Consider the following 17,912-nt stretch of genomic DNA (forward strand, 5'->3'; position numbering starts at 1 on the left):
TTTCACCAGGGGCGCGTGGGAATGTGTCGGTCCGTTGTGGCTGGTCGCGCAGTTCCCCGCGTCCCTGAACGCGCCCCTGGGGCTGCGCCCCTGGAAGCGCAGCCCCGGACGTCTAGATTCCCGCCGCCCTCGCCGCCTCGTACACCTCCGCCGCCACGTCCTTCAGCTCCTCCGCGTCCCGCGTGCTGCCCTGTAGCTCGATGAGGATCTCCTGCACCGCGCCCGTTGAGGCGTGCGCCTGGAGGTCCTCGACGATCTGCTCGACATTGCCCTGGAAGGGGGCACGCTTCTCGCCCTCGTACGGCTTCTTCGTGTACCGCGTGTTGGCCCGCATGACGTTCTGGAGCGGTGCGGTGCGGCCCCGCTCGGTGGCCAGTTCCTTCAGTGCCTGGGCCTGCTCGGCCAGCTTCTCCGCGCCCGTGCCCACCGGCATCCAGCCGTCGGCGCGGTCCACGAGCCTGCGCAGGGCGCGCCGGCTGTTGGCGGGCAGCAGGATCGGGATCGGGCGGACCGGCTTCGGTCCCACCGCGGAGGGCACGATGGTCGTCAGCTCGCCCTCGTACGTCACCGGGTCCGGGCCCCACACCGCGTGGCAGACGTCGATCAGCTCGTCCAGGACCTTGCCGCGCCGGTCGAAGGGGGCGACCGAGGCGGCAGCGTACTCGTCGTGGGACCAGCCCGTGCCGAGCCCCGCGACGACGCGGCCGCCGCTCGCCGCGTCCAACGAGGCCAGCGAGCGGGCGAGTTGGAACGGCACGTGCAGCGGGGCGACCAGCACGCTGGTGCCGAGGCGGGCGCGTTCGGTGGCCCCGGCGGCTAGCGTCAGGGTGATGAGGGGGTCGGCGACCGAGCGGTACGCGTCCGGCCAGGGCAGGCCCGGGATCCCGTAAAGGCCCTGGGTGGGTGGGTCGGGGCGGAGGATGCGCTCGAAGACCCACAGGCTCTCGTAACCGATGTCCTCGGCGGACCGGGCCACCGTGGGTACGTCCCGTCCGATGGCGTACTGCCTGCCCTGCGGAAGACTCAGTCCGAGTCGGGTCGCCATGGCGCTTGCTCCTTCGCGTCGGGGTCGGTCATTTCAACGTACAACGATCGTGCGGGAGTTGCCCGGGGGCTGCCCGGGAGCGGTGTCGGGCGTGGCTGGAACGGGCCGGTGGGCCGGGCGGCCGGACCCGGGCCGTTCCGGCTCAGTCCGGCAGCGGTGTCAGCAGGATCCGCCCCACCAGACCCACCGCCCCGTCGAGCCGCTCCCCGAACTCCTCGGCGACACCCGGCAGATCGCGCAGCGCCCACAGGGCCCGCCCCGACGCCCACGCGCCGTCCCTGGCGCGCTCCAGACTCCACGAACCGGCCAGATGCGTCAGCGGGTCGCCGACCTGGAGCAGATCGGGGCCCGGCATCAGCTCTTCGCGGATGTGCTCCTCCAGACAGACGAGTACATCGCCCACCCGGTCGAACTCGTCCTCCAGATCGGCCGGTTCGCAGCCGAGCAGGTGACAGGCGTCCACGAGGGCGAACGCCAGATCGTGGCCGATGTGCGCGTTGATGCCCGCGAGCGCGAACTGCAGGGGCAGTACACCCGGATGGCGGCGGTACTGGAACAGCGGACGCCAGCAGGCGGGCGGGCGGCGCCCGTCTGCCGCCGCCTCGACGGCGGCGAAGTAGCGCTCGGCGAAACAGACGTTCAGCGTGACTGTGGACCGGGCGTCGGGGAAGACGCCGTGGCCGAGATGGCGGGCGACCTCCTCGGTCACCGACAAGTAGACGCGGTTGAAGACGGCCACCCCGTCGCGCGGCGGCCAGTCGTCACCGAGCGCCCGCATCCGCGCCGCCACGCCGTCGACCCCGTACGACGAGGCCCTGAACTCTGCGATTCGCTCCGACTGCGCCATGGGGGCAGGGTCCCAGCCACGGCCCGGCACGGGCGTCAGCGCACCGGGCGCTTCCCCGAAACGAGGGAACGCCCGGCGAAGCGGGGCGCCGAAGCCGCCGGTACCGCCTATGAACCGGCGGGCGACCGGGCCGGGGCGGGAGCCTCGCGGCGCAGGCCGAGCGCGACCGCGCCGGTGACCAGGGCCGCCGTCACCAGGAGAGCGCTGAGCCAGAGCGGGGAGCGGTAGCCGAGCCCCGCGGAGATCGCCAGGCCGCCGAGCCACGGTCCTGCCGCGCCGCCCACGTTGAAGGCGGCCGTGGCGAACCCGCCCGCCAGATGGGGCGCGTCGGTCGCCGCGTACAGGGCCTGCGAGATGAGCGTGGACCCGACCCCGAACGACAGCGCCCCCTGGACCAGGACGAGCACGACCGTCGCCACCGGATCGGCGGCGGTCACCGCGAACAGGACCCAGCCGGCGAACAGCGCGAGCGAGCCGAACACCAGGAGCGGCACGGGCCGCACGTCGGCGACGCGGCCGCCGACCGCCACGCCGGCGAAGGAGCCGATGCCGAACAGCGCGAGCACGACCGGCACCCACGACGGGCCGAGGCTGGTGACGTGGGTGACCAGTGGCGCCAGATAGGTGAACGTGCAGAACGTCGCGCCGTTCACCAGCGCGCCGAGCAGCAGCGTGACCCGGAGCCGCGGAGCGCGCAGCGCCCGCAGCTCACCGAGTGCGCCGGGTCCCGCGGCGGCCGGTTTCCCCGCGGGCACCGCCCGGGCGATGGCGAGGACGGCGGGCAGGGAGAGCAGGGCCACGGCCCAGAACGCGGAGCGCCAGCCCCACACTTCGCCGAGCAGCGCGCCCGCGGGCACGCCCGCGACGCAGGCGACGGTGACGCCGCCGAGCAGCGCGGACGTGGCGCGTCCCTTGGCGTCGGGCCCGACCATGCTCGTGGCGGTGACGAGGGCGACGGCGAGGAACCCGGCGTTGGCGAGGGCGCCGATGACGCGGGTCGTGAGCAGCACGGCGAAGCTCGTGGTGAGCGCGCCGACGATGTGGACGAGCAGGAAGGCGGTCAGGAAGACCAGGAGGGCGCTCCGGCGGGCGAAGCGTCGGCTCAGGGCGGCCATCAGCGGCGCGCCGACGACCATGCCGAGGGCGAACGCCGAGGTCAGATGGCCCGCGGCGGGGATGGGTACGGCCAGGTCACGCGCGATGTCCGGGATCAGGCCGGACAGCATGAACTCGGAGGTTCCTTGCGCGAAGACGGCGAGGCCGAGCAGATAGAGGGCAAAAGGCACAGCAGAACTCCGCAACCACAGCGTGGATCAGGGGATCGGGACGCGGGGCGGTGATCCGGCGGTGGCCGGTGCGGGGGTCGCGGACGGCTGCGGGAACGCAGCGCCGAGGGTCAGCGCGACAGCACGGGAAGCCACCGGACGACCGGTGGCCGAAGTCTTGAGGCCTCGGGGCTGGACATGGTGCGCAGCCTAAAGAGCCGTCGATCATCCCGTCCAGCGGTTTACGCGGCTCCCGTGACGCGGCGGAGAGGGGACAGACGAGGGGGACAAGCGTCAGAACCCGCTTCGAACAGGGCATCTTCCCGCAGACTCGGTCGCCATCAGGGGCCGTTGTGACCAGACATCACCGCATTTTGCGCAGTCGCCGTCCCCTGCGAAAAGGGCCGCTAACCTGGCCCGCACTTGCTCCCGATGTTCTTCTTCGTCCGTAGTTCCCGTCGGGCCCCTCGGCCCTGGAGGTGAGAGATGGCGGCTGCCGGCTCGGCGTCGGTCGGCACGATTCCGGTCCAGCACCTCAGGGCGGGCGATCACGCCTTCGTCAGCTACGCCGATGACGATGCGGGCCGGGACGTGGTGTCCGCCTTCGCATGGGCGGGCCTGGTGAAGAAAGAGAAGGTGATGGTCTTCGCCGCTCCGCACCAGGCGGAGGAGCAGGTGTGGAGCAGCCTCGACGGACCGGGGACTCTGCTGCGGACGGCCCGCGAACAGGGTCAGCTGGTGCTCGGCAGCATGCGCGCCCTCATCCATCCCCAGGCGGGGTTCACCCCCGAGAGGCAGTGGCAGCGCATCACGGAGGAGACCGACCGCGCCGTGGCCGAGGGGTACAGCGGGCTGCGCACCTACATCGACATGCACTGGGTGGGGGACCTGGACGCCGACGTCGAGGTCATGATGCACCGGGAGTCCCACGCCGACCATCTGTTCACCGGCCGCCCGTACACCGAGATCTGCGCCTACGACAGCCGGTGGTTCGACTCCGGCGTGCTGACGGCGATGCACGAGGCGCACCCCTGCCGGCTGCTTCCACGGCTGGGAGCCCTGCACGTGGAACACGCCGCCGGGACGGTGCGGTTGGTCGGCGAGGCGGACCTGGCCACCAGGGAGCAGTTCATCGGCGCCGTGCGGGAGGGGCTCAGACGCGGCGCGGATGCCCCGTCCCTGACCGTGGACCTGACCGGGCTCGTCTTCCTCGGCGCGGCCGGCGCGGTGGACCTGCTGCGCCTGGTGGGGGCGCATGCGCACGGTCCGGTCCACGTCCACTGTCCGCCGGCCGCGGCCCGCTTGCTGTGCCGGGCGGGCGCCGATCAGGTACCCAACCTGGTGATCAGTGAGGTGGACCGCTGATGACGACGGCACCGGAGCCCCAGGAGCCGCGCGAGGCCCTGCCTGTCACGTTGCTGGAAGTCCCTTTCCACCGGGACGACCTGCCCCGCCTGCGGATGCTCGTGGAGCGGCACGCCGACCACCACGGGCTGCCCGAGCCGCGCCGCGGGGACTTCATCGCCGCCCTGGACGCCGTCGCGGTGAACGCGGTCGAGCACGCGGGCGGCGGCGGCACGCTGGTCCTGCAGCGCACCGACGGACATCTGGCCTGCCATATCCACGACCAAGGGCCCGGCTTCAGCTCCGAGGACATCCCTGCGGGCAAGCCCGGGGCCGACGGCCACCCGGGCGGGCGCGGGCTGTGGCTCGCCGGTCTGCTCATCGACGAGCTCACCGTCTCCGGGGGGCCCGGGGGGAGCAGGGTGACCCTGGCCGTGCGACTCCCGGGGGAGCCGGGCGGCTCCCGGTCGTAGCGGTGGGCGCGCGCACTCAGGCCCTGGGGCTCGGCCCGCTCTCCTCGTCGTACGTCGAGGTGCCCGAATCCAGCAGCGGTTCCTGGGACTTGAGGTGGGGCGGGGCGAAGGCGCGCAGTACGTGGTAGCCGGTGATGACGACGATCGTGCCGAGCGCGATGCCGTTCAGCTGGAAGTTGTCGGTGAACTTCAGCGAGACGCCGCCGACGCCGATGATGATGCCCGCCGCGGCCGGTACGAGGTTCAGCGGGTTGCGCAGGTCGACCTCGGCGTTGATCCAGATCTGGGCGCCGAGCAGGCCGATCATGCCGTACAGGATGACGGTGATGCCGCCGAGCACGCCGCCCGGGATCGCGGCGACGACCGCGCCGAACTTGGGGCAGAGGCCGAAGAGCAGGGCGAAGCACGCCGCCGCCCAGTACGCGGCCGTGGAGTACACGCGGGTCGCCGCCATCACGCCGATGTTCTCGGAGTACGTCGTGTTGGGCGGGCCGCCGACCGCCGTGGAGAGCATCGAGGCCGCGCCGTCCGCGGAGATCGCGGTGCCGAGCCGGTCGTCCAGATCGTCGCCGGTCATCTCGCCCACGGCCTTCACGTGGCCCGCGTTCTCCGCGATGAGCGCGATGACGACGGGCAGCGCCACGAGGATCGCCGACCACTCGAAGGCCGGCGCGTGGAAGGAGGGCAGCCCGACCCAGTCGGCCTTGCCGACGGCCGAAAGATCCAGGCGCAGGTGGTCGACGACCTTGCCGGAGCCGTCCGCCGAGTGGATCTTGCCGAAGGCCTGGTCGAAGACCCAGGAGATGCCGTAGCCGAAGATCAGCCCGAGGAAGATCGCGATGCGTGAGAAGAAGCCGCGCAGACAGACCACGGCCAAACCGGTGAACAGCATCACGAGCAGGGCCGTCCACTGGTCCTGCGGCCAGTACGTCGACGCGGTGACCGGCGCCAGATTGAAGCCGATCAGCATGACCACCGCGCCGGTCACGATCGGCGGCATCGCGGCGTGGATGATCCGCGCCCCGAACTTCTGCACCGCGAGACCCACCAGGAACAGCGCGGCACCGACCACGAGGACCGCGCCGGTCACCGTGGCGCTGGAGCCGCCCTGTGCGCGGATGACGGCGGCGACGCCCACGAAGGAGAGCGAGCAGCCCAGGTAGCTGGGCACCCGGCCGCGGGTGGCGAGCAGGAAGATGGCGGTCGCGACGCCCGACATCATGATGGCCAGATTCGGATCGAGGCCCATGAGGACGGGCGCCACGAAGGACGCCCCGAACATCGCCACCACGTGCTGCGCGCCGAGCCCGAAGGTCCGTGGCCACGAGAGGCGCTCATCGGGCCGGACGACGGCACCCGGGGCGGGGTTGCGGCCGTCGCCGTGCAGTTTCCAGCGCACGCCGAGATCCATGGTGAGTGTCGCTTCCTGTGCGCCGAGCCGAGCCGAGCGGGCCCCGATGTGGCCCGAAATGATCGACGCCATGTTAGTGCGACATCAGTGCTGCTTCGCTCCGGTGCGGGGGACGGCCGCCCCCCGCACCCGCGACGTCAGGTCCGCGGGCCGGGCGCCGCCGCGTCCGCGGGTGTGGCCTGCGCCGCCTTGCGGCCGTCCGTGCGCAGGACGCCCGCGAAGACCGTGAGGCCGCAGGCGAGCAGCGTCACCAGGCCGAAGGAGGCGACCAGGCTCGTCGCGTCCGCCAGCGTGCCGATCGCCGACGGCGCGATCAGGCCGGAGGTGTACGTGATGGTGGCGACGCCCGCGATGGCCTGGCTCGGGTTGGGGCCGCTGCGCCCGGCCGCGGCGAAGGCCAGCGGCACCACGACCGCGATGCCGAGCCCGAGGAGCGCGAAGCCGCCCATCGCCATGACCGGGTGGGACGCGAGGACCACGAGGAGGCCGCCGAGCACCGCGAGCACCCCGCCCGCCCGCACCGTACGCACCGCGCCGAACCGGTTCACGACCGCGTCGCCCGCGAGCCGGGCGACGGCCATGGTGAGCGTGAAACCGGTGGTGCACGCGGCGGCGACACCGGCCGACGTGTCCAGGACGTCCCGCAGATAGACCGCCGACCAGTCCAGGCTCGCGCCCTCGGCGAAGACCGCGCAGAAGCCGACGGCGCCGATGAGCAGCGCCGACTTGGGCGGCAGCGAGAACCGCGGCGGCGCCTCCCCCTCGGGCTCCGCCCGCAGGTCGAGGACGCGCCGGCAGGCGACGAGGCCGATCGTGGTGAGTGCCAGGGCGGCGAGCGCGTGGTGCAGCCGGGCGTCGGAACCCAGGTGCGCGGCGACGGTGCCTGCCGCGGAGCCGATCAGGGCGCCGACACTCCACATGCCGTGCAGACCCGACATGATCGACTTCCGCATCAGCGTCTCGGTCTCGACGCCGATCGCGTTCATCGTCACGTCCGACATGCCCGAGGTCGCGCCGTACACGAACAGGGCCAGGCAGAGCGTGAGCAGGTTGGGCGCGAGCGACGGCAGGATCAGGGCCGTCGTCCACAGCGCGAGGAGCCCGCGCAGCGCGGTGCGGGCGCCGAAGCGGTGGCCGATCCGGCTCGCCAGCGGCATCGCGAGGGAGGCGCCGATCGCCGGGAAGGCGAGGGCGAGGCCGAGCATGCCTGCGCTGACCGAGGCGTGTTCCTGGATCCAGGGCACCCGCGTCGCGAAGGAGCCGGTGACCGCGCCGTGCACGCAGAACACGGCGGCCACGGCGATCCGCGCCTGCCTCAACCGGTGCTTGTCGTAGACCACTTCACTCATCGTGCTCCGCCCCTCCCGAGTGCTGCCCCGATACGGCGACGTAAACTATCAGGAACCCTGCCTGATAAATAGAACGTTTCTGTGGGAGGATCCGGCCATGTCTGTCTCGCCTGCCTCACCGAGCACCGCCCGGGCCATCAACGACCGGCTGGCGCTCGGCCTCCTGCAGAGCGAGGGGCCCCTGACCGCCAACCAGTTGAAGCAGCTCACCGGCCTGTCGCGGCCCTCGGTGGCCGACCTCGTCGAGCGGCTGCAGGGCTCCGGGTTCATCACGGTCGTGGGGGAGGCGGGTGCCCGGCGGCGCGGCCCGAACGCCCGGCTCTACGGCATAGTCGCCGACCGAGCCCACCTCGCCGCCCTCGACGTGCGCACCGAGAGCGTCTCCGTCGTCGTGACCGATCTGCTCGGCGCGGTGCTCGCCGAGGCCTCCGCGCCCATCGGCGGCGACACCGGCACCGGACCCGCCGTCGAGCGTGCCGTCGCCCTCGTCGAACGGGTGGCCCGCGAGGGCGGTGTCGAGCGGCTGCACACCGTCGGCATCGGCGCCCCCGGCCTCATCGACCCCGCCACCGGCGACCTGCACGACACGTCCTCCCTGCCCGCCTGGCACCGCCGCCTCGCCGGGGCGCTCAAGGAGCGGCTCGGCGTCCGCGTCCTCGTGGAGAACGAGACCAACCTCGCGGCCCGTGCCGAACGGCGCGACGGCGCCGCGCACGACCGGGACACCTTCGTGCTGCTCTGGCTCGGCGACGGTGTCGGCGCCGCCGTCGTCCTGGACGGCGTACTGCGCAGGGGCTCCTCCGGGGGCGCCGGCGAGATCGGGTTCCTGCCGGTGCCCGGCACGAGCTCGCTGCCGTCCGCCACCGGCTGCGACGGCGGCTTCCACTCGCTGGCCTGCGCCGCCGCGCTCCGTGAACTCGGCGCGGCACATGGCCTCGCGGAGCCGGGCGAGTCCGCGGCCGACCTGCTGAGGCACGCGGTGGAGAACGACGAGAGCGCCTTCCTTGACGCCGCCGCCGACCGGATCGCCGTCGGCGCGGCCGCGGTGGCCTCGATCCTCGATCCCGGCTGCGTCGTCCTGGGCGGTGAGCTCGGCCGCGCGGGCGGCACCGCGCTCGCCACCCGCGTCACCGACCGCGTCAGCGCCATGTCGCCCCTGCGCACCGAGGTGCGCGCGAGCACGCTCGGCGGCGCCGCGGTGCTGCGGGGCGCGCTGCTCGCCGCGCGGGACGCGGCGCAGGACGACCTCTTCGGATCGCGCCCGGGGCGCTGAGAGCCTGTCTTTGAACCCCCGTCGTCCGCCCGGAGGGTGGGGCGGACGGGAAGGTGACGACAGGACCTATCGCCGAGCGCCCGACCGCACCGCCAGGTACTCCTCGAACGTGCGCCTGCCCACGGCCTGTTCGGGGGCCAGATGGCCGCCCGCCCGCGCCGCCCGGTACGTCGCGCCCGCGAGCCGCACCGGCAGCAGCCTGCGCCGCTTGCCGCTCGCCCGCAGATAGGCGCGGGCCAGGTCGGGGAAGGTGCGGACCTCGGGGCCTCCCATGTCCTCGACCCGCCCGGCCGGCGGCGCCGCCGCCAACTCGGCGAGCCGGGCCGCCACTTCGGCGACCTCGATCGGCTGGTCGCTGACGCCCGCGGGCAGCAGCATGACGGGGAGCTTCGCCGAGGCCTCCATGATCCGCAGGACCAGGTCGTGGAACTGCGTCGTCCGCAGCACGGTCCAGCCGAGCCCGGACTCCTCGATCAGCCGTTCCACGGCGAGCTTCGACTTGTAGTAGCCGAGCGGCACCCGGTCGATGCCGACGATCGAGATGTAGACCAGGTGCGGGACGCCGGCCTTCCGTGCCGCGGCGATCAGATTCCGGGCGGCCCGCTCGTCGCCGCCGCGCGGTGTGGTCGCGCAGTGCACGATGACGTCCACGCCCGCCACGGCCGCGTCAAGACCCGCGCCGTCGCGCAGGTCCACGGTGTACGGCTGCGTGCGGCGGCTGAGCACCCGCACCTCGTGCCCGTCCGTCCGCAGCCGCTCGGTCACGAGGCGGCCGAGGGTGCCGGTGCCGCCGGTCACCAGGATCGTGCTCATCGAAAGGCTCCTTCGCGGTGCGGGCGCCGCAGACGTGGGGGGACTACGCAGCGGCCAACTGTCGCTCGACGAACGTCAGCTTGTCCGGATTGACCACCGAACGCACGCCGGTGACCGTATCGTTGCCGCCTTCGAACGCGGTGACGGCCGTAATGTACCCCTCGGCCCGCATGACCAGCGCGGGCGCACCGTTGATCTCCGCGTACGAGATGTCCGACGCCGCCCCGAGCCTGTCCATGACGCCGAGCAGGAACCGCAGGACGTTGTCGCGCCCGAGGATCGGTGTGCGCGCCGCGGCCGCCTTGCCGCCGCCGTCGCCCCACCAGGTCACGTCCCTGGCCAGTATCCGCTCCAGACCGGCGACGTCCCCCTCACGGGCCGCCGCGATGAACGCCTCGACGAACGTCCGCCGCAGCTCGTGCCCCGGCTCGAAGCGGGACCGCGCCCCGGCGACCGCCCCGGCCGCTCTGCGGTACAGCTGACGGCAGTTGGCCTCGCTCGCGTCCAGGACCTCCGCGATCTCCCGGTGGCTGTACGCGAACGCCTCCCGCAGCACGTACACCGCGCGCTCCTTGGGCGTGAGCCGCTCGAGGAGGACGAGCAGCGCCATCGACACCGCGTCGCGCTGCTCCGCCGACTCCAGCGGCCCGAGGGTGCCGCCCGAGGTGATCACCGGTTCGGGCAGCCAGGTCCCCACGTACTGTTCGCGGCGGGCGCGGGCCGAGGTCAGCCTGGTCAGGCAGAGGTTCGTGACGGTCTTGGCAAGCCAGGCGGCCGGCTGCGCGATGTCCTCGCGCCGCGAGCCGTTCCAGCGCAGGTAGGCGTCCTGCACGGCGTCCTCCGCCTCCTGCGCGGAGCCGAGTATCCGGTAGGCCAGGCCGAACATCCGGGGGCGGTGGGATTCAAACTCCTCGGCCAGTGCCGTTGCGGTGCTCACGCCCACAGGGTGCCAAATCCCGCCGGCGTGAGCACTCCGGAGCGTCAGCAGGCGCCGAGATCCTGCCAGACGCCCCACGTGCCGCCGGCCCCGGGCTCCTCGCCCTTCGTCCACCACTTGGCCTTCCAGGTGTGCGACGTGTGGGCGACGGTCGTGCCGCTGCCGTACTCGGAGGCCGCGCTCCACGCGGGGGCGGTGCACTTGCCGGGTCCCGGCGGGTCGGTCGGGTCCGGCGGGTCGGTCGGCCCCGTGCCGCCGCCCGGCTCGACGAGCGTGGTGCCGCGCGCCAGGTCACCGGCGAGGGCGTACGTCGTGCCGCTGATGTTCACCGTCCAGTTCCACGGCGTGGACACCGGCAGGTAGTAGTTGAAGGAGAGGTCCACGGAGGCGCCGGGCGCCAGGGACTGCCAGGCGGGCAGCTTCAGCGAGACCCGGTGGAAGTCGCCCTTGAGACCGCCGGCGTTGCTGCCGGTGTGGTCGCTGCTGATCACCTTCGTGCCGAAACCGGACTGGTCGGAGGCGTTGCCCGGGGCCGCGGTGGAGTAGTCGAACTGGAACTCCGTACCGCCGGGCAGCGCCGTCTTCGTGTTGTTGGTGATCTTCACCTTGGGTGTGATCGGGTAGTTGGAGTCACCCAGCTTGAAGTCCCCGAACTCCACCCCGATGTCGACGGCCTTGGCGGGCAGTTCCTTGTTCGAGACCTTGGCGCCGTAGGGCTTGGCGGCCTTGAACTTGTCGTGCATCAGCGAGGTGAGCGTGTCGCCCATCTCGTACTGGCCCTTCGTGGCGTTCCAGCGGTAGTCGCCCGCCATCTCCCAGATCATCGTGCCGCCGATGCCCTTGTCGACCACGTAGTCGGCCTTCCTCGCCACCGACTCCTCGTCCTCCGTCGACAGGAAGACCTTCTTGTCCGCGTTCCACAGCCACGGCGCGACCAGCGAGGAGCTGTACTTGCGGGCGTAGGTGCCGGTCAGCTTGGTGTCCGCGGGGAAGCCGTACTTGGTGACGTAGTCGCCGACGATCCCCTTCTCCAGGTTCTTGGCGTGCCACATCGGGTTGGAGCCCGCGGGCGACTCCTTGCCGTTGTCGTCCTTGTCGTGCCAGAGGTTGTCGATGCCGACCGCGCCGTCACCGCACTTGGTCAGGCCGGATCCCGCCGGACAGCTGGTCGAGGCGGCCTTGCCCCACAGGCCGTCGGTGCCGCCCTGCACGTTCTTGAAGCCGCGGGTGTAGTACGGCAGGCCGATGTTGATGCGGCCCGCGGGCATCGAGCCGCGGAAGTAGTGGTAGGCCCAGTCGGTGTTCAGATAGCCGATGCCGCCGTACTGGGAGCTGCCGTAGACGTTGGCGGCCGCGAGCTCGGCGTCCTTGCCGTCGTCGAAGAGCGAGGCGTTGGGGCCGACGTACTCGTTCCAGGCGCCATGCAGGTCGTAGGACATGATGTTGACGTAGTCCAGGTACTTCTGGACCTGGAAGGTCTCCATGCCGCGCAGCAGATAACCGGAGGAGGGGGCCGCCACGGTCAGCATGTAGTGCTTGCCGTCGGCCGCGCCCGCCCTGTCGAGCCTCTGGCGCAGGGACTTCATCAACGCCGCGTAGCCCTTGACGAGCCCGCTGCGGCGGGCGTTGGAGAGCGAGTAGTCCAGGGGGTTGCCCGCGTCCTTCATCGAGGTCGGGTACTCGTAGTCGATGTCGACGCCGTTGAAGCCGTACTTCTTTATGAAGGCGACCGCCGAGTCGGCGAACGTGTCGATGCCCGCCTGGTTCACCGAGCCGTCCGCGTTGGTGGCCATCGAGTAGAAGCCGCCCGAGTTCACGCGCTTGCCGTCGTCACCGAAGTAGCCGCCGGTCTCGGCCCAGCCGCCCACGGATATCAGCGTCTTGACGTCCGGGTGCTGCTTCTTGAACTTGTTGAGCAGGTTGAAGTGGCCCTTGTACGGCAGCGCCGGGTCCATCTCGGCGCCCGCGACGCCGGGCCAGGTCATGCCGGTGGCGGCGTTCTTCTCGCCGTCGGAGCCGACGGAGAGCCTGTTGTCCTTGTCGACGTGCGCGAAGGCGTAGTTGATGTGGGTGATCTCGTCCCACGGGATGTCCTTGGCGAGGTAGGCGGGCTCGCCGTTCTTGCCGGTGCGCCAGCCGGTGAAATAGCCGATGGTGCGGCGCTGGTGGTCGGAGCCCATCTTCTCGCGGCCGTCGCTGTCGTAGACGGAGCAGTAGGGGACGTTCACGCCGGGCGTCCGGTAGAGGCCGTCGGGGCGGCAGGACGCGTCGTCGGCGGCGGAGGCGGGCGAGGCGACGCCGGAGACCAGGCCGAGCAGCATTCCGGCGACGGCGGCGCCGGAGGCGAGCAGCGGGGGTCTCGCGCGGGTGAGGGACGACAAGGGTGCCTCCTGGGACGGTGCGGACGTCGAGCGGACGTCGGACGGGGCGGAACAACACAACTGGTGAAGATGTGATCCGTTCTGGGGCCCCGGTGTGCGCACACCGTCGGCTCCGGCTCCTCTGAGGTGACGCAGAGATTAAGAGGACTAGACCAGTGCGTCAATAGGTCTGGACCAAGTTGGTTGAATGATGATTCTGTGAGCCAGGCCACAGCCGGTCACCCGTATGGCCTTCGTTCGGCCATGGCACACTGGCCTCGTACCAGAAGCAGCGCACTCCGGGGTCGGTGTAATTCCGAACCGGCGGTTACAGTCCGCGACCCGGCCGCCTCCAGCGGCCGGTTGACCAGGTGAAATTCCTGGACCGACGGTGAAAGTCCGGATGGGAGGCAGTGCGCGGCGGGCGGGCATCTCTGCACGCCGTCGTAGTTGGCTCGTTCCTGGCGTTCCCAGGAGCGGTTCCCGGGATTTCCCGGGACGCAGGTCCCTTCGGCGTCGCCACAGGTGTCGTTGCCCGTACGTTCTGTCGTCATCGACAGTGCCCCGGAGTCCGTGCCCGAAGAGGCAGGAGGACCCGGTGGCCACCGCCGCAGCCGAAGCGACCGCGATGCAGCGTGCCATCACGCTGGCCGCGCACGGACTCGGCTCCACCAGCCCCAACCCCGTCGTCGGCTGCGTCGTCCTCGACGCCGCGGGCGAACGCGTCGGCGAGGGCTGGCACCAGCGCGCCGGCGGCCCGCACGCCGAGGTCAACGCCCTGCGCGCGGCCGGCGAGCGGGCCCGCGGCGGCACCGCCCTCGTCACCCTCGAACCCTGCAACCACACCGGCCGCACCGGCCCCTGCGCGCAGGCGCTCATCGACGCCGGGATCGCCCGTGTCGTCTACGCCGTCGGCGACCCGAACCCCACCGCGACCGGCGGCGCGCAGACCCTGCGGGCGGCCGGGATCTCCGTGGAGCAGGGCCTGCTCGAACCGGCCGCCGCCGAGGGCAACGCCGCCTGGCTGACCTCCGTACGGCTCGGCCGCCCCCACGTCACCTGGAAGTACGCCGCCACCCTCGACGGCCGCACCGCCGCCGCCGACGGCACGAGCCGCTGGATCACCTCCGCCGAGGCCCGCGCCGACGTGCACCGGCTGCGCGCCGAGTGCGACGCGGTCGTGGTCGGCTCCGGCACCCAGCGCGCCGACGACCCGCACCTCGCCGTGCGGGGTGTCGAGAACGCCGTCCAGCCGCTGCGGGTCGTCGTCGACACCTTCGGCACCGCCGTCGCGCCCGGCGCCCGCGTCCTGGACGACGCGGCACCCACCCTGATCGCCGTCGCCGAGGACGTCACCCCCGCGTACGAAAAGGCGGAGACGGTCCGACTGCCGCGCGCCGAGGGCGGCCTGGACATCCCGGCCCTCCTCGCCGCGCTCCACGCGCGCGGCGTGCGGTCCGTCCTGCTCGAAGGCGGCCCGACGCTCGCCGGAGCCTTCGTCGCCGCTGGCACCGTCGACCGCGTCGTCGGCTACCTCGCCCCCGTGCTGCTCGGCGCGGGGCCCGCCGCCCTGACCGGCGGCGGAATCACGACCATCACCGAAGCGTTGCGGCTCGACGTGCGCGACACCGTCCGCCTCGGCCCCGACCTGCGCATCACCGCGAACCTCGTAGCGAAGGAGCACTGACGTGTTCACCGGAATCGTCGAAGAGCTGGGCGAGATCACCGCCGTCGAGAACCTTCCCGACGCCTCCCGCTTCCGCCTGCGCGGCCCCCTGGTCACCGAGGGCGCGAAGCACGGTGACTCCATCGCCGTCAACGGCGTCTGTCTGACGGTCGTGGAGCACGAGGGCGAGGAGTTCACCGCGGACGTGATGGCCGAGACCCTGAACCGCTCCAGCCTCGGCGCGCTCGTCGTCGGCTCCCGCGTCAACCTGGAACGCCCCACCTCGGTCGGCGCGCGCCTGGGCGGACACATCGTGCAGGGACATGTCGACTCGGTCGGCACCGTCGTCGAGCGCAAGCCCTCCGACAACTGGGAGATCGTCAAGATCTCGCTCCCCGCCGGCCTGTCCCGCTACGTCGTCGAGAAGGGCTCCATCACCGTCGACGGCGTCAGCCTCACGGTCGTCGACGCGGGCCCCGACTACTTCACCATCAGCCTGATCCCCACGACCCTCGCGCTGACCACGCTCGGCATCAAGCAGCCCGGCGACCCGGTCAACCTGGAGGTCGACATCATCGCCAAGTACGTCGAGCGCCTGCTCGGCGACCGGGCCCTGCCGAGCAGCCAGGAGGCCACCCAGTGAACGGGCTCGACTGGCTCAACTCCGAGGCCTTCACGGCCTTCGGCCAGCACATCCTGTGGTCCGACATGATCGGCAACACCGTCGGCCTCATCGCGCTCGCGCTCGGCTGGCGGCGCTCGATATGGACCTGGCCCGCCCAGTTCCTCTCCGGCGTCATCCTCGTCGCCGCGTACGCCTCGGCGCAGCTGTCCGGCGGTGTCGGCAAGCAGCTCCTCGTCATCGGCGTCGCGGTGTGGGGCTGGCGGCAGTGGACGCGCGGCAGGCAGCAGGCGCAGGACGGCTCCATCGCCATCCGCTTCGCCACCTGGAAGGAGCGGGGCGTCCTGCTCGCGGGCACCGCGGTCGGCACGCTCGCGGTCGGCGCGCTGTTCAGCGCAGTCCCCGACCTCTCCTGGAACCCCTGGCCGGACGCCTACATCTTCGTCGGCACGCTCGCCGCGATGGTCGCCCAGGCCCGCGGGCTCGTCGAGTTCTGGTTCGCCTGGCTGCTCGTCGACGTGGTCGGCGTGCCGCTCGCCTTCAGCAGCGGCCTGGCCTTCTCCGGACTCGTGTACGTCGTCTATCTCGCCCTCGTCCTCTGGGGCCTGCGCGACTGGTGGCTGCGCTCCCGCACCGCCGCCTCGCAGCCCGTCATGGAAGGAGCCCCGGCATGAGTACGGCACCCGTCTGGTACGGCACAGGACCCGCCGAAGACCTGACGCTCGACCCGGTGGAGCAGGCCGTCCGCGACATCGCGGCGGGCCGCCCCGTCGTGGTCGTCGACGACGAGGACCGCGAGAACGAGGGCGACCTCGTCATCGCCGCCGAGAAGGCGACCCCCGAGATCGTCGCGTTCATGATGAGCGAGTGCCGGGGCCTGATCTGCGCCCCGATGGAGCCCCTCGAACTCGACCGGCTCCGCCTCCCGCAGATGGTCGAGCACAACACCGAGTCGATGAGCACGGCCTTCACCGTCTCCGTCGACGCGTCCGCCGCGCACGGCGTGAGCACCGGCATCTCCGCCGCCGACCGCGCCACCACGCTCCAGCTGCTCGCCGCGGGCGACGCGGGCCCGGACGACTTCGTGCGCCCCGGACACATCTTCCCGCTGCGCGCCAAGCCCGGCGGCGTGCTCGTACGCAACGGCCACACCGAGGCCGCCGTCGACCTCGCCCGCCTCGCGGGCCTGCGCCCCGCCGGAGCCATCGTGGAGATCGCCGGCGAGGACGGGAAGATGCTCCGCCTGCCCGAGCTGGTCCCCTTCGCCCGCAAGCACGGCCTGACGATCATCTCCATCGAGGACCTGATCGCCTACCGCCGCTCCTCGGAGCCCACCGTCCGCCGCGAGGCCGAGGTCAGCCTGCCGACCGCGTTCGGCACCTTCACCGCGTACGGCTACCGCTCCACCGTCGACGGCGTCGAGCACGTCGCCCTCGTCCACGGCGACCTCGGCGACGGCGAGGACGTGCTGGCCCGGCTGCACTCCGAGTGCCTGACCGGCGACGTCTTCCACTCCCTGCGCTGCGACTGCGGCCCGCAGCTCGAGGCCTCCATGCGGCGCATCACCGCCGAGGGGCGCGGCGTCGTGGTCTACCTGCGCGGCCACGAGGGGCGCGGCATCGGTCTGCTCTCCAAGCTGCGCGCCTATGAGCTCCAGGAGCGCGGCAGCGACACGCTCGACGCCAATCTGGAGCTGGGCCTGCCCGCCGACTCCCGGGACTACGGCGCGGGCGCGCAGATCCTGCGCGATCTCGGCGTGCGCGGCGTACGGCTGATGACCAACAACCCCGACAAGACCGACGCGGTCCTGCGGCACGGCCTGAAGGTCACCGGGCGCGAGCCCATGCCCGTCGAGGCCGGCGAACACAATCTTCGGTACCTGCGCACCAAGCGGGACCGGATGGGGCACGACCTGCCCTGGCTGGACACCACCGAAGTGTCCGCCTGCGGCAACCAGTAACACCGAACACGGTCAGAGGATCTGAAGGAGAAGCACGTGAGCGGCAAGGGTGCACCCGAACTGAGCGTCAAGAACTGCGGCGACCTCCGGGTCGCGGTGATCGCCGCACAGTGGCACGAGAAGGTCATGGACGGACTCGTCGACGGCGCCCTGCGCGCCCTGGGCGAACTCGGCATCAGCGAGCCGACCGTCCTTCGCGTGCCCGGCAGCTTCGAGCTGCCCGTCGTCGCCAAGGTCCTCGCGGGACGCGGCTACGACGCGATCGTCGCGCTCGGCGTCGTCATCCGCGGCGGCACCCCGCACTTCGAGTACGTGTGCCAGGGCGTCACGCAGGGCCTCACCCAGGTCTCCGTGGACACCGGGGTCCCGATCGGCTTCGGCGTGCTGACCTGCGACACCGAGGAGCAGGCCCTGGACCGCGCGGGCATCGAGGGCTCCCGCGAGGACAAGGGCCACGAGGCGGTCACCGCCGCCGTGGCCACCGCCACCACGCTCCGTACCGTCTCCGAACCCTGGCGCTGAGGGGGACCGCCCGGCCGCGTAGAGT

At 71.9% G+C, this 17,912-nt stretch carries 16 protein-coding genes and 1 riboswitch; of the genes, 8 read left to right on the top strand and 8 right to left on the bottom strand.

Translation table 11 applies throughout. The features are described from left to right. Positions 1–112 precede the first annotated feature (112 nt). The 3 genes from ACFVYL_RS31985 to ACFVYL_RS31995 form a co-directional block, all read right to left on the bottom strand. Positions 113–1,045: an LLM class F420-dependent oxidoreductase gene (locus ACFVYL_RS31985; RefSeq protein ID WP_389722158.1), complete on the bottom strand. Its 933-nt coding sequence runs from the start codon at positions 1,043–1,045 to the stop codon at positions 113–115. Positions 1,046–1,187: 142 nt separating this feature from the next. Then, positions 1,188–1,892, bottom strand: coding sequence for a DUF5995 family protein (locus ACFVYL_RS31990; RefSeq protein WP_389722160.1), 705 nt, complete (start codon positions 1,890–1,892; stop codon positions 1,188–1,190). 107 nt (positions 1,893–1,999) lie between these two features. After that, positions 2,000–3,178 (bottom strand): Cmx/CmrA family chloramphenicol efflux MFS transporter, encoded by a 1,179-nt coding sequence (locus ACFVYL_RS31995; RefSeq protein WP_389722162.1) that lies wholly within the window; start codon positions 3,176–3,178, stop codon positions 2,000–2,002. Positions 3,179–3,643: 465 nt separating this feature from the next. On the opposite strand from ACFVYL_RS31995, the gene ACFVYL_RS32000 reads away from it, so the two are divergent. Next, positions 3,644–4,522, top strand: a complete 879-nt coding sequence (locus ACFVYL_RS32000; RefSeq protein ID WP_389722164.1) for an MEDS domain-containing protein — start codon at positions 3,644–3,646, stop codon at positions 4,520–4,522. Next, on the top strand, positions 4,522–4,974 hold the full coding sequence (locus ACFVYL_RS32005; RefSeq protein WP_389722166.1) for an ATP-binding protein: 453 nt from the start codon (positions 4,522–4,524) through the stop codon (positions 4,972–4,974). Before ACFVYL_RS32000 ends, ACFVYL_RS32005 begins: the two co-directional genes overlap by 1 nt. 16 nt (positions 4,975–4,990) lie before the next feature. On the opposite strand, the gene ACFVYL_RS32010 is transcribed toward ACFVYL_RS32005, so the two are convergent. Both ACFVYL_RS32010 and ACFVYL_RS32015 read right to left on the bottom strand, forming a co-directional pair. Next, on the bottom strand, positions 4,991–6,385 hold the full coding sequence (locus tag ACFVYL_RS32010) for a uracil-xanthine permease family protein (protein WP_389722237.1): 1,395 nt from the start codon (positions 6,383–6,385) through the stop codon (positions 4,991–4,993). A gap of 137 nt (positions 6,386–6,522) precedes the next feature. Beyond that, on the bottom strand, positions 6,523–7,734 hold the full coding sequence (locus tag ACFVYL_RS32015) for an MFS transporter (protein WP_389722168.1): 1,212 nt from the start codon (positions 7,732–7,734) through the stop codon (positions 6,523–6,525). A gap of 97 nt (positions 7,735–7,831) precedes the next feature. On the opposite strand from ACFVYL_RS32015, the gene ACFVYL_RS32020 reads away from it, so the two are divergent. Continuing rightward, positions 7,832–9,007: an ROK family transcriptional regulator gene (locus ACFVYL_RS32020; RefSeq protein ID WP_389722170.1), complete on the top strand. Its 1,176-nt coding sequence runs from the start codon at positions 7,832–7,834 to the stop codon at positions 9,005–9,007. Positions 9,008–9,073: 66 nt separating this feature from the next. On the opposite strand, the gene ACFVYL_RS32025 is transcribed toward ACFVYL_RS32020, so the two are convergent. From ACFVYL_RS32025 to ACFVYL_RS32035, 3 genes are read right to left on the bottom strand one after another with little or no spacing between them, the layout of a single operon-like run. Further along, positions 9,074–9,820: an SDR family oxidoreductase gene (locus ACFVYL_RS32025; RefSeq protein ID WP_389722172.1), complete on the bottom strand. Its 747-nt coding sequence runs from the start codon at positions 9,818–9,820 to the stop codon at positions 9,074–9,076. A 43-nt stretch (positions 9,821–9,863) separates the two neighbouring features. Next, on the bottom strand, positions 9,864–10,757 hold the full coding sequence (locus ACFVYL_RS32030) for an RNA polymerase sigma-70 factor (RefSeq protein WP_389722174.1): 894 nt from the start codon (positions 10,755–10,757) through the stop codon (positions 9,864–9,866). Positions 10,758–10,801: 44 nt separating this feature from the next. Further along, on the bottom strand, positions 10,802–13,078 hold the full coding sequence (locus ACFVYL_RS32035; protein ID WP_389722238.1) for a chitinase C-terminal domain-containing protein: 2,277 nt from the start codon (positions 13,076–13,078) through the stop codon (positions 10,802–10,804). Positions 13,079–13,407: 329 nt separating this feature from the next. Continuing rightward, positions 13,408–13,538: riboswitch (FMN riboswitch) on the top strand. A gap of 207 nt (positions 13,539–13,745) precedes the next feature. Between ACFVYL_RS32035 and ribD the strand changes: the two genes are divergently transcribed. From ribD to ribH, 5 genes are read left to right on the top strand one after another with little or no spacing between them, the layout of a single operon-like run. Continuing rightward, positions 13,746–14,804 carry a bifunctional diaminohydroxyphosphoribosylaminopyrimidine deaminase/5-amino-6-(5-phosphoribosylamino)uracil reductase RibD gene (gene ribD / locus ACFVYL_RS32040; RefSeq protein ID WP_389722240.1) on the top strand — a complete coding sequence of 353 codons (1,059 nt, stop codon included), beginning with the start codon at positions 13,746–13,748 and terminating at the stop codon, positions 14,802–14,804. 1 nt (position 14,805) lies between these two features. Beyond that, positions 14,806–15,426 (top strand): riboflavin synthase, encoded by a 621-nt coding sequence (locus ACFVYL_RS32045; RefSeq protein WP_389722176.1) that lies wholly within the window; start codon positions 14,806–14,808, stop codon positions 15,424–15,426. After that, on the top strand, positions 15,423–16,079 hold the full coding sequence (locus tag ACFVYL_RS32050; RefSeq protein ID WP_389722178.1) for a nicotinamide riboside transporter PnuC: 657 nt from the start codon (positions 15,423–15,425) through the stop codon (positions 16,077–16,079). The genes ACFVYL_RS32045 and ACFVYL_RS32050 overlap by 4 nt, the downstream gene beginning before the upstream one ends. Beyond that, a complete protein-coding gene (locus ACFVYL_RS32055) occupies positions 16,076–17,365 on the top strand; it encodes a bifunctional 3,4-dihydroxy-2-butanone-4-phosphate synthase/GTP cyclohydrolase II (protein ID WP_389722180.1) in 1,290 nt (429 codons plus the stop codon). Before ACFVYL_RS32050 ends, ACFVYL_RS32055 begins: the two co-directional genes overlap by 4 nt. Before the next feature lie 36 nt (positions 17,366–17,401). Then, positions 17,402–17,887: a 6,7-dimethyl-8-ribityllumazine synthase gene (gene ribH, locus ACFVYL_RS32060; RefSeq protein WP_389722182.1), complete on the top strand. Its 486-nt coding sequence runs from the start codon at positions 17,402–17,404 to the stop codon at positions 17,885–17,887. Positions 17,888–17,912 lie beyond the last annotated feature (25 nt).

Origin of the sequence: Streptomyces sp. NPDC058308 (genome assembly GCF_042880275.1) — a bacterium.
In the GTDB taxonomy this organism is placed as follows: Bacteria; Actinomycetota; Actinomycetes; order Streptomycetales; family Streptomycetaceae; genus Streptomyces.

What these genes read in the sequence shown, in the direction of transcription:
- ACFVYL_RS31985 (WP_389722158.1), bottom strand. Translation starts at nt 1,045, where the DNA reads ATGGCGACCCGACTCGGACTGAGTCTTCCGCAGGGCAGGCAGTACGCC.
- ACFVYL_RS31990 (WP_389722160.1), bottom strand. Translation starts at nt 1,892, where the DNA reads ATGGCGCAGTCGGAGCGAATCGCAGAGTTCAGGGCCTCGTCGTACGGG.
- ACFVYL_RS32000 (WP_389722164.1), top strand. Translation starts at nt 3,644, where the DNA reads ATGGCGGCTGCCGGCTCGGCGTCGGTCGGCACGATTCCGGTCCAGCAC.
- ACFVYL_RS32005 (WP_389722166.1), top strand. Translation starts at nt 4,522, where the DNA reads ATGACGACGGCACCGGAGCCCCAGGAGCCGCGCGAGGCCCTGCCTGTC.
- ACFVYL_RS32010 (WP_389722237.1), bottom strand. Translation starts at nt 6,385, where the DNA reads ATGGATCTCGGCGTGCGCTGGAAACTGCACGGCGACGGCCGCAACCCC.
- ACFVYL_RS32015 (WP_389722168.1), bottom strand. Translation starts at nt 7,734, where the DNA reads ATGAGTGAAGTGGTCTACGACAAGCACCGGTTGAGGCAGGCGCGGATC.
- ACFVYL_RS32020 (WP_389722170.1), top strand. Translation starts at nt 7,832, where the DNA reads ATGTCTGTCTCGCCTGCCTCACCGAGCACCGCCCGGGCCATCAACGAC.
- ACFVYL_RS32025 (WP_389722172.1), bottom strand. Translation starts at nt 9,820, where the DNA reads ATGAGCACGATCCTGGTGACCGGCGGCACCGGCACCCTCGGCCGCCTC.
- ACFVYL_RS32035 (WP_389722238.1), bottom strand. Translation starts at nt 13,078, where the DNA reads ATGCTGCTCGGCCTGGTCTCCGGCGTCGCCTCGCCCGCCTCCGCCGCC.
- ribD (WP_389722240.1), top strand. Translation starts at nt 13,746, where the DNA reads ATGCAGCGTGCCATCACGCTGGCCGCGCACGGACTCGGCTCCACCAGC.
- ACFVYL_RS32055 (WP_389722180.1), top strand. Translation starts at nt 16,076, where the DNA reads ATGAGTACGGCACCCGTCTGGTACGGCACAGGACCCGCCGAAGACCTG.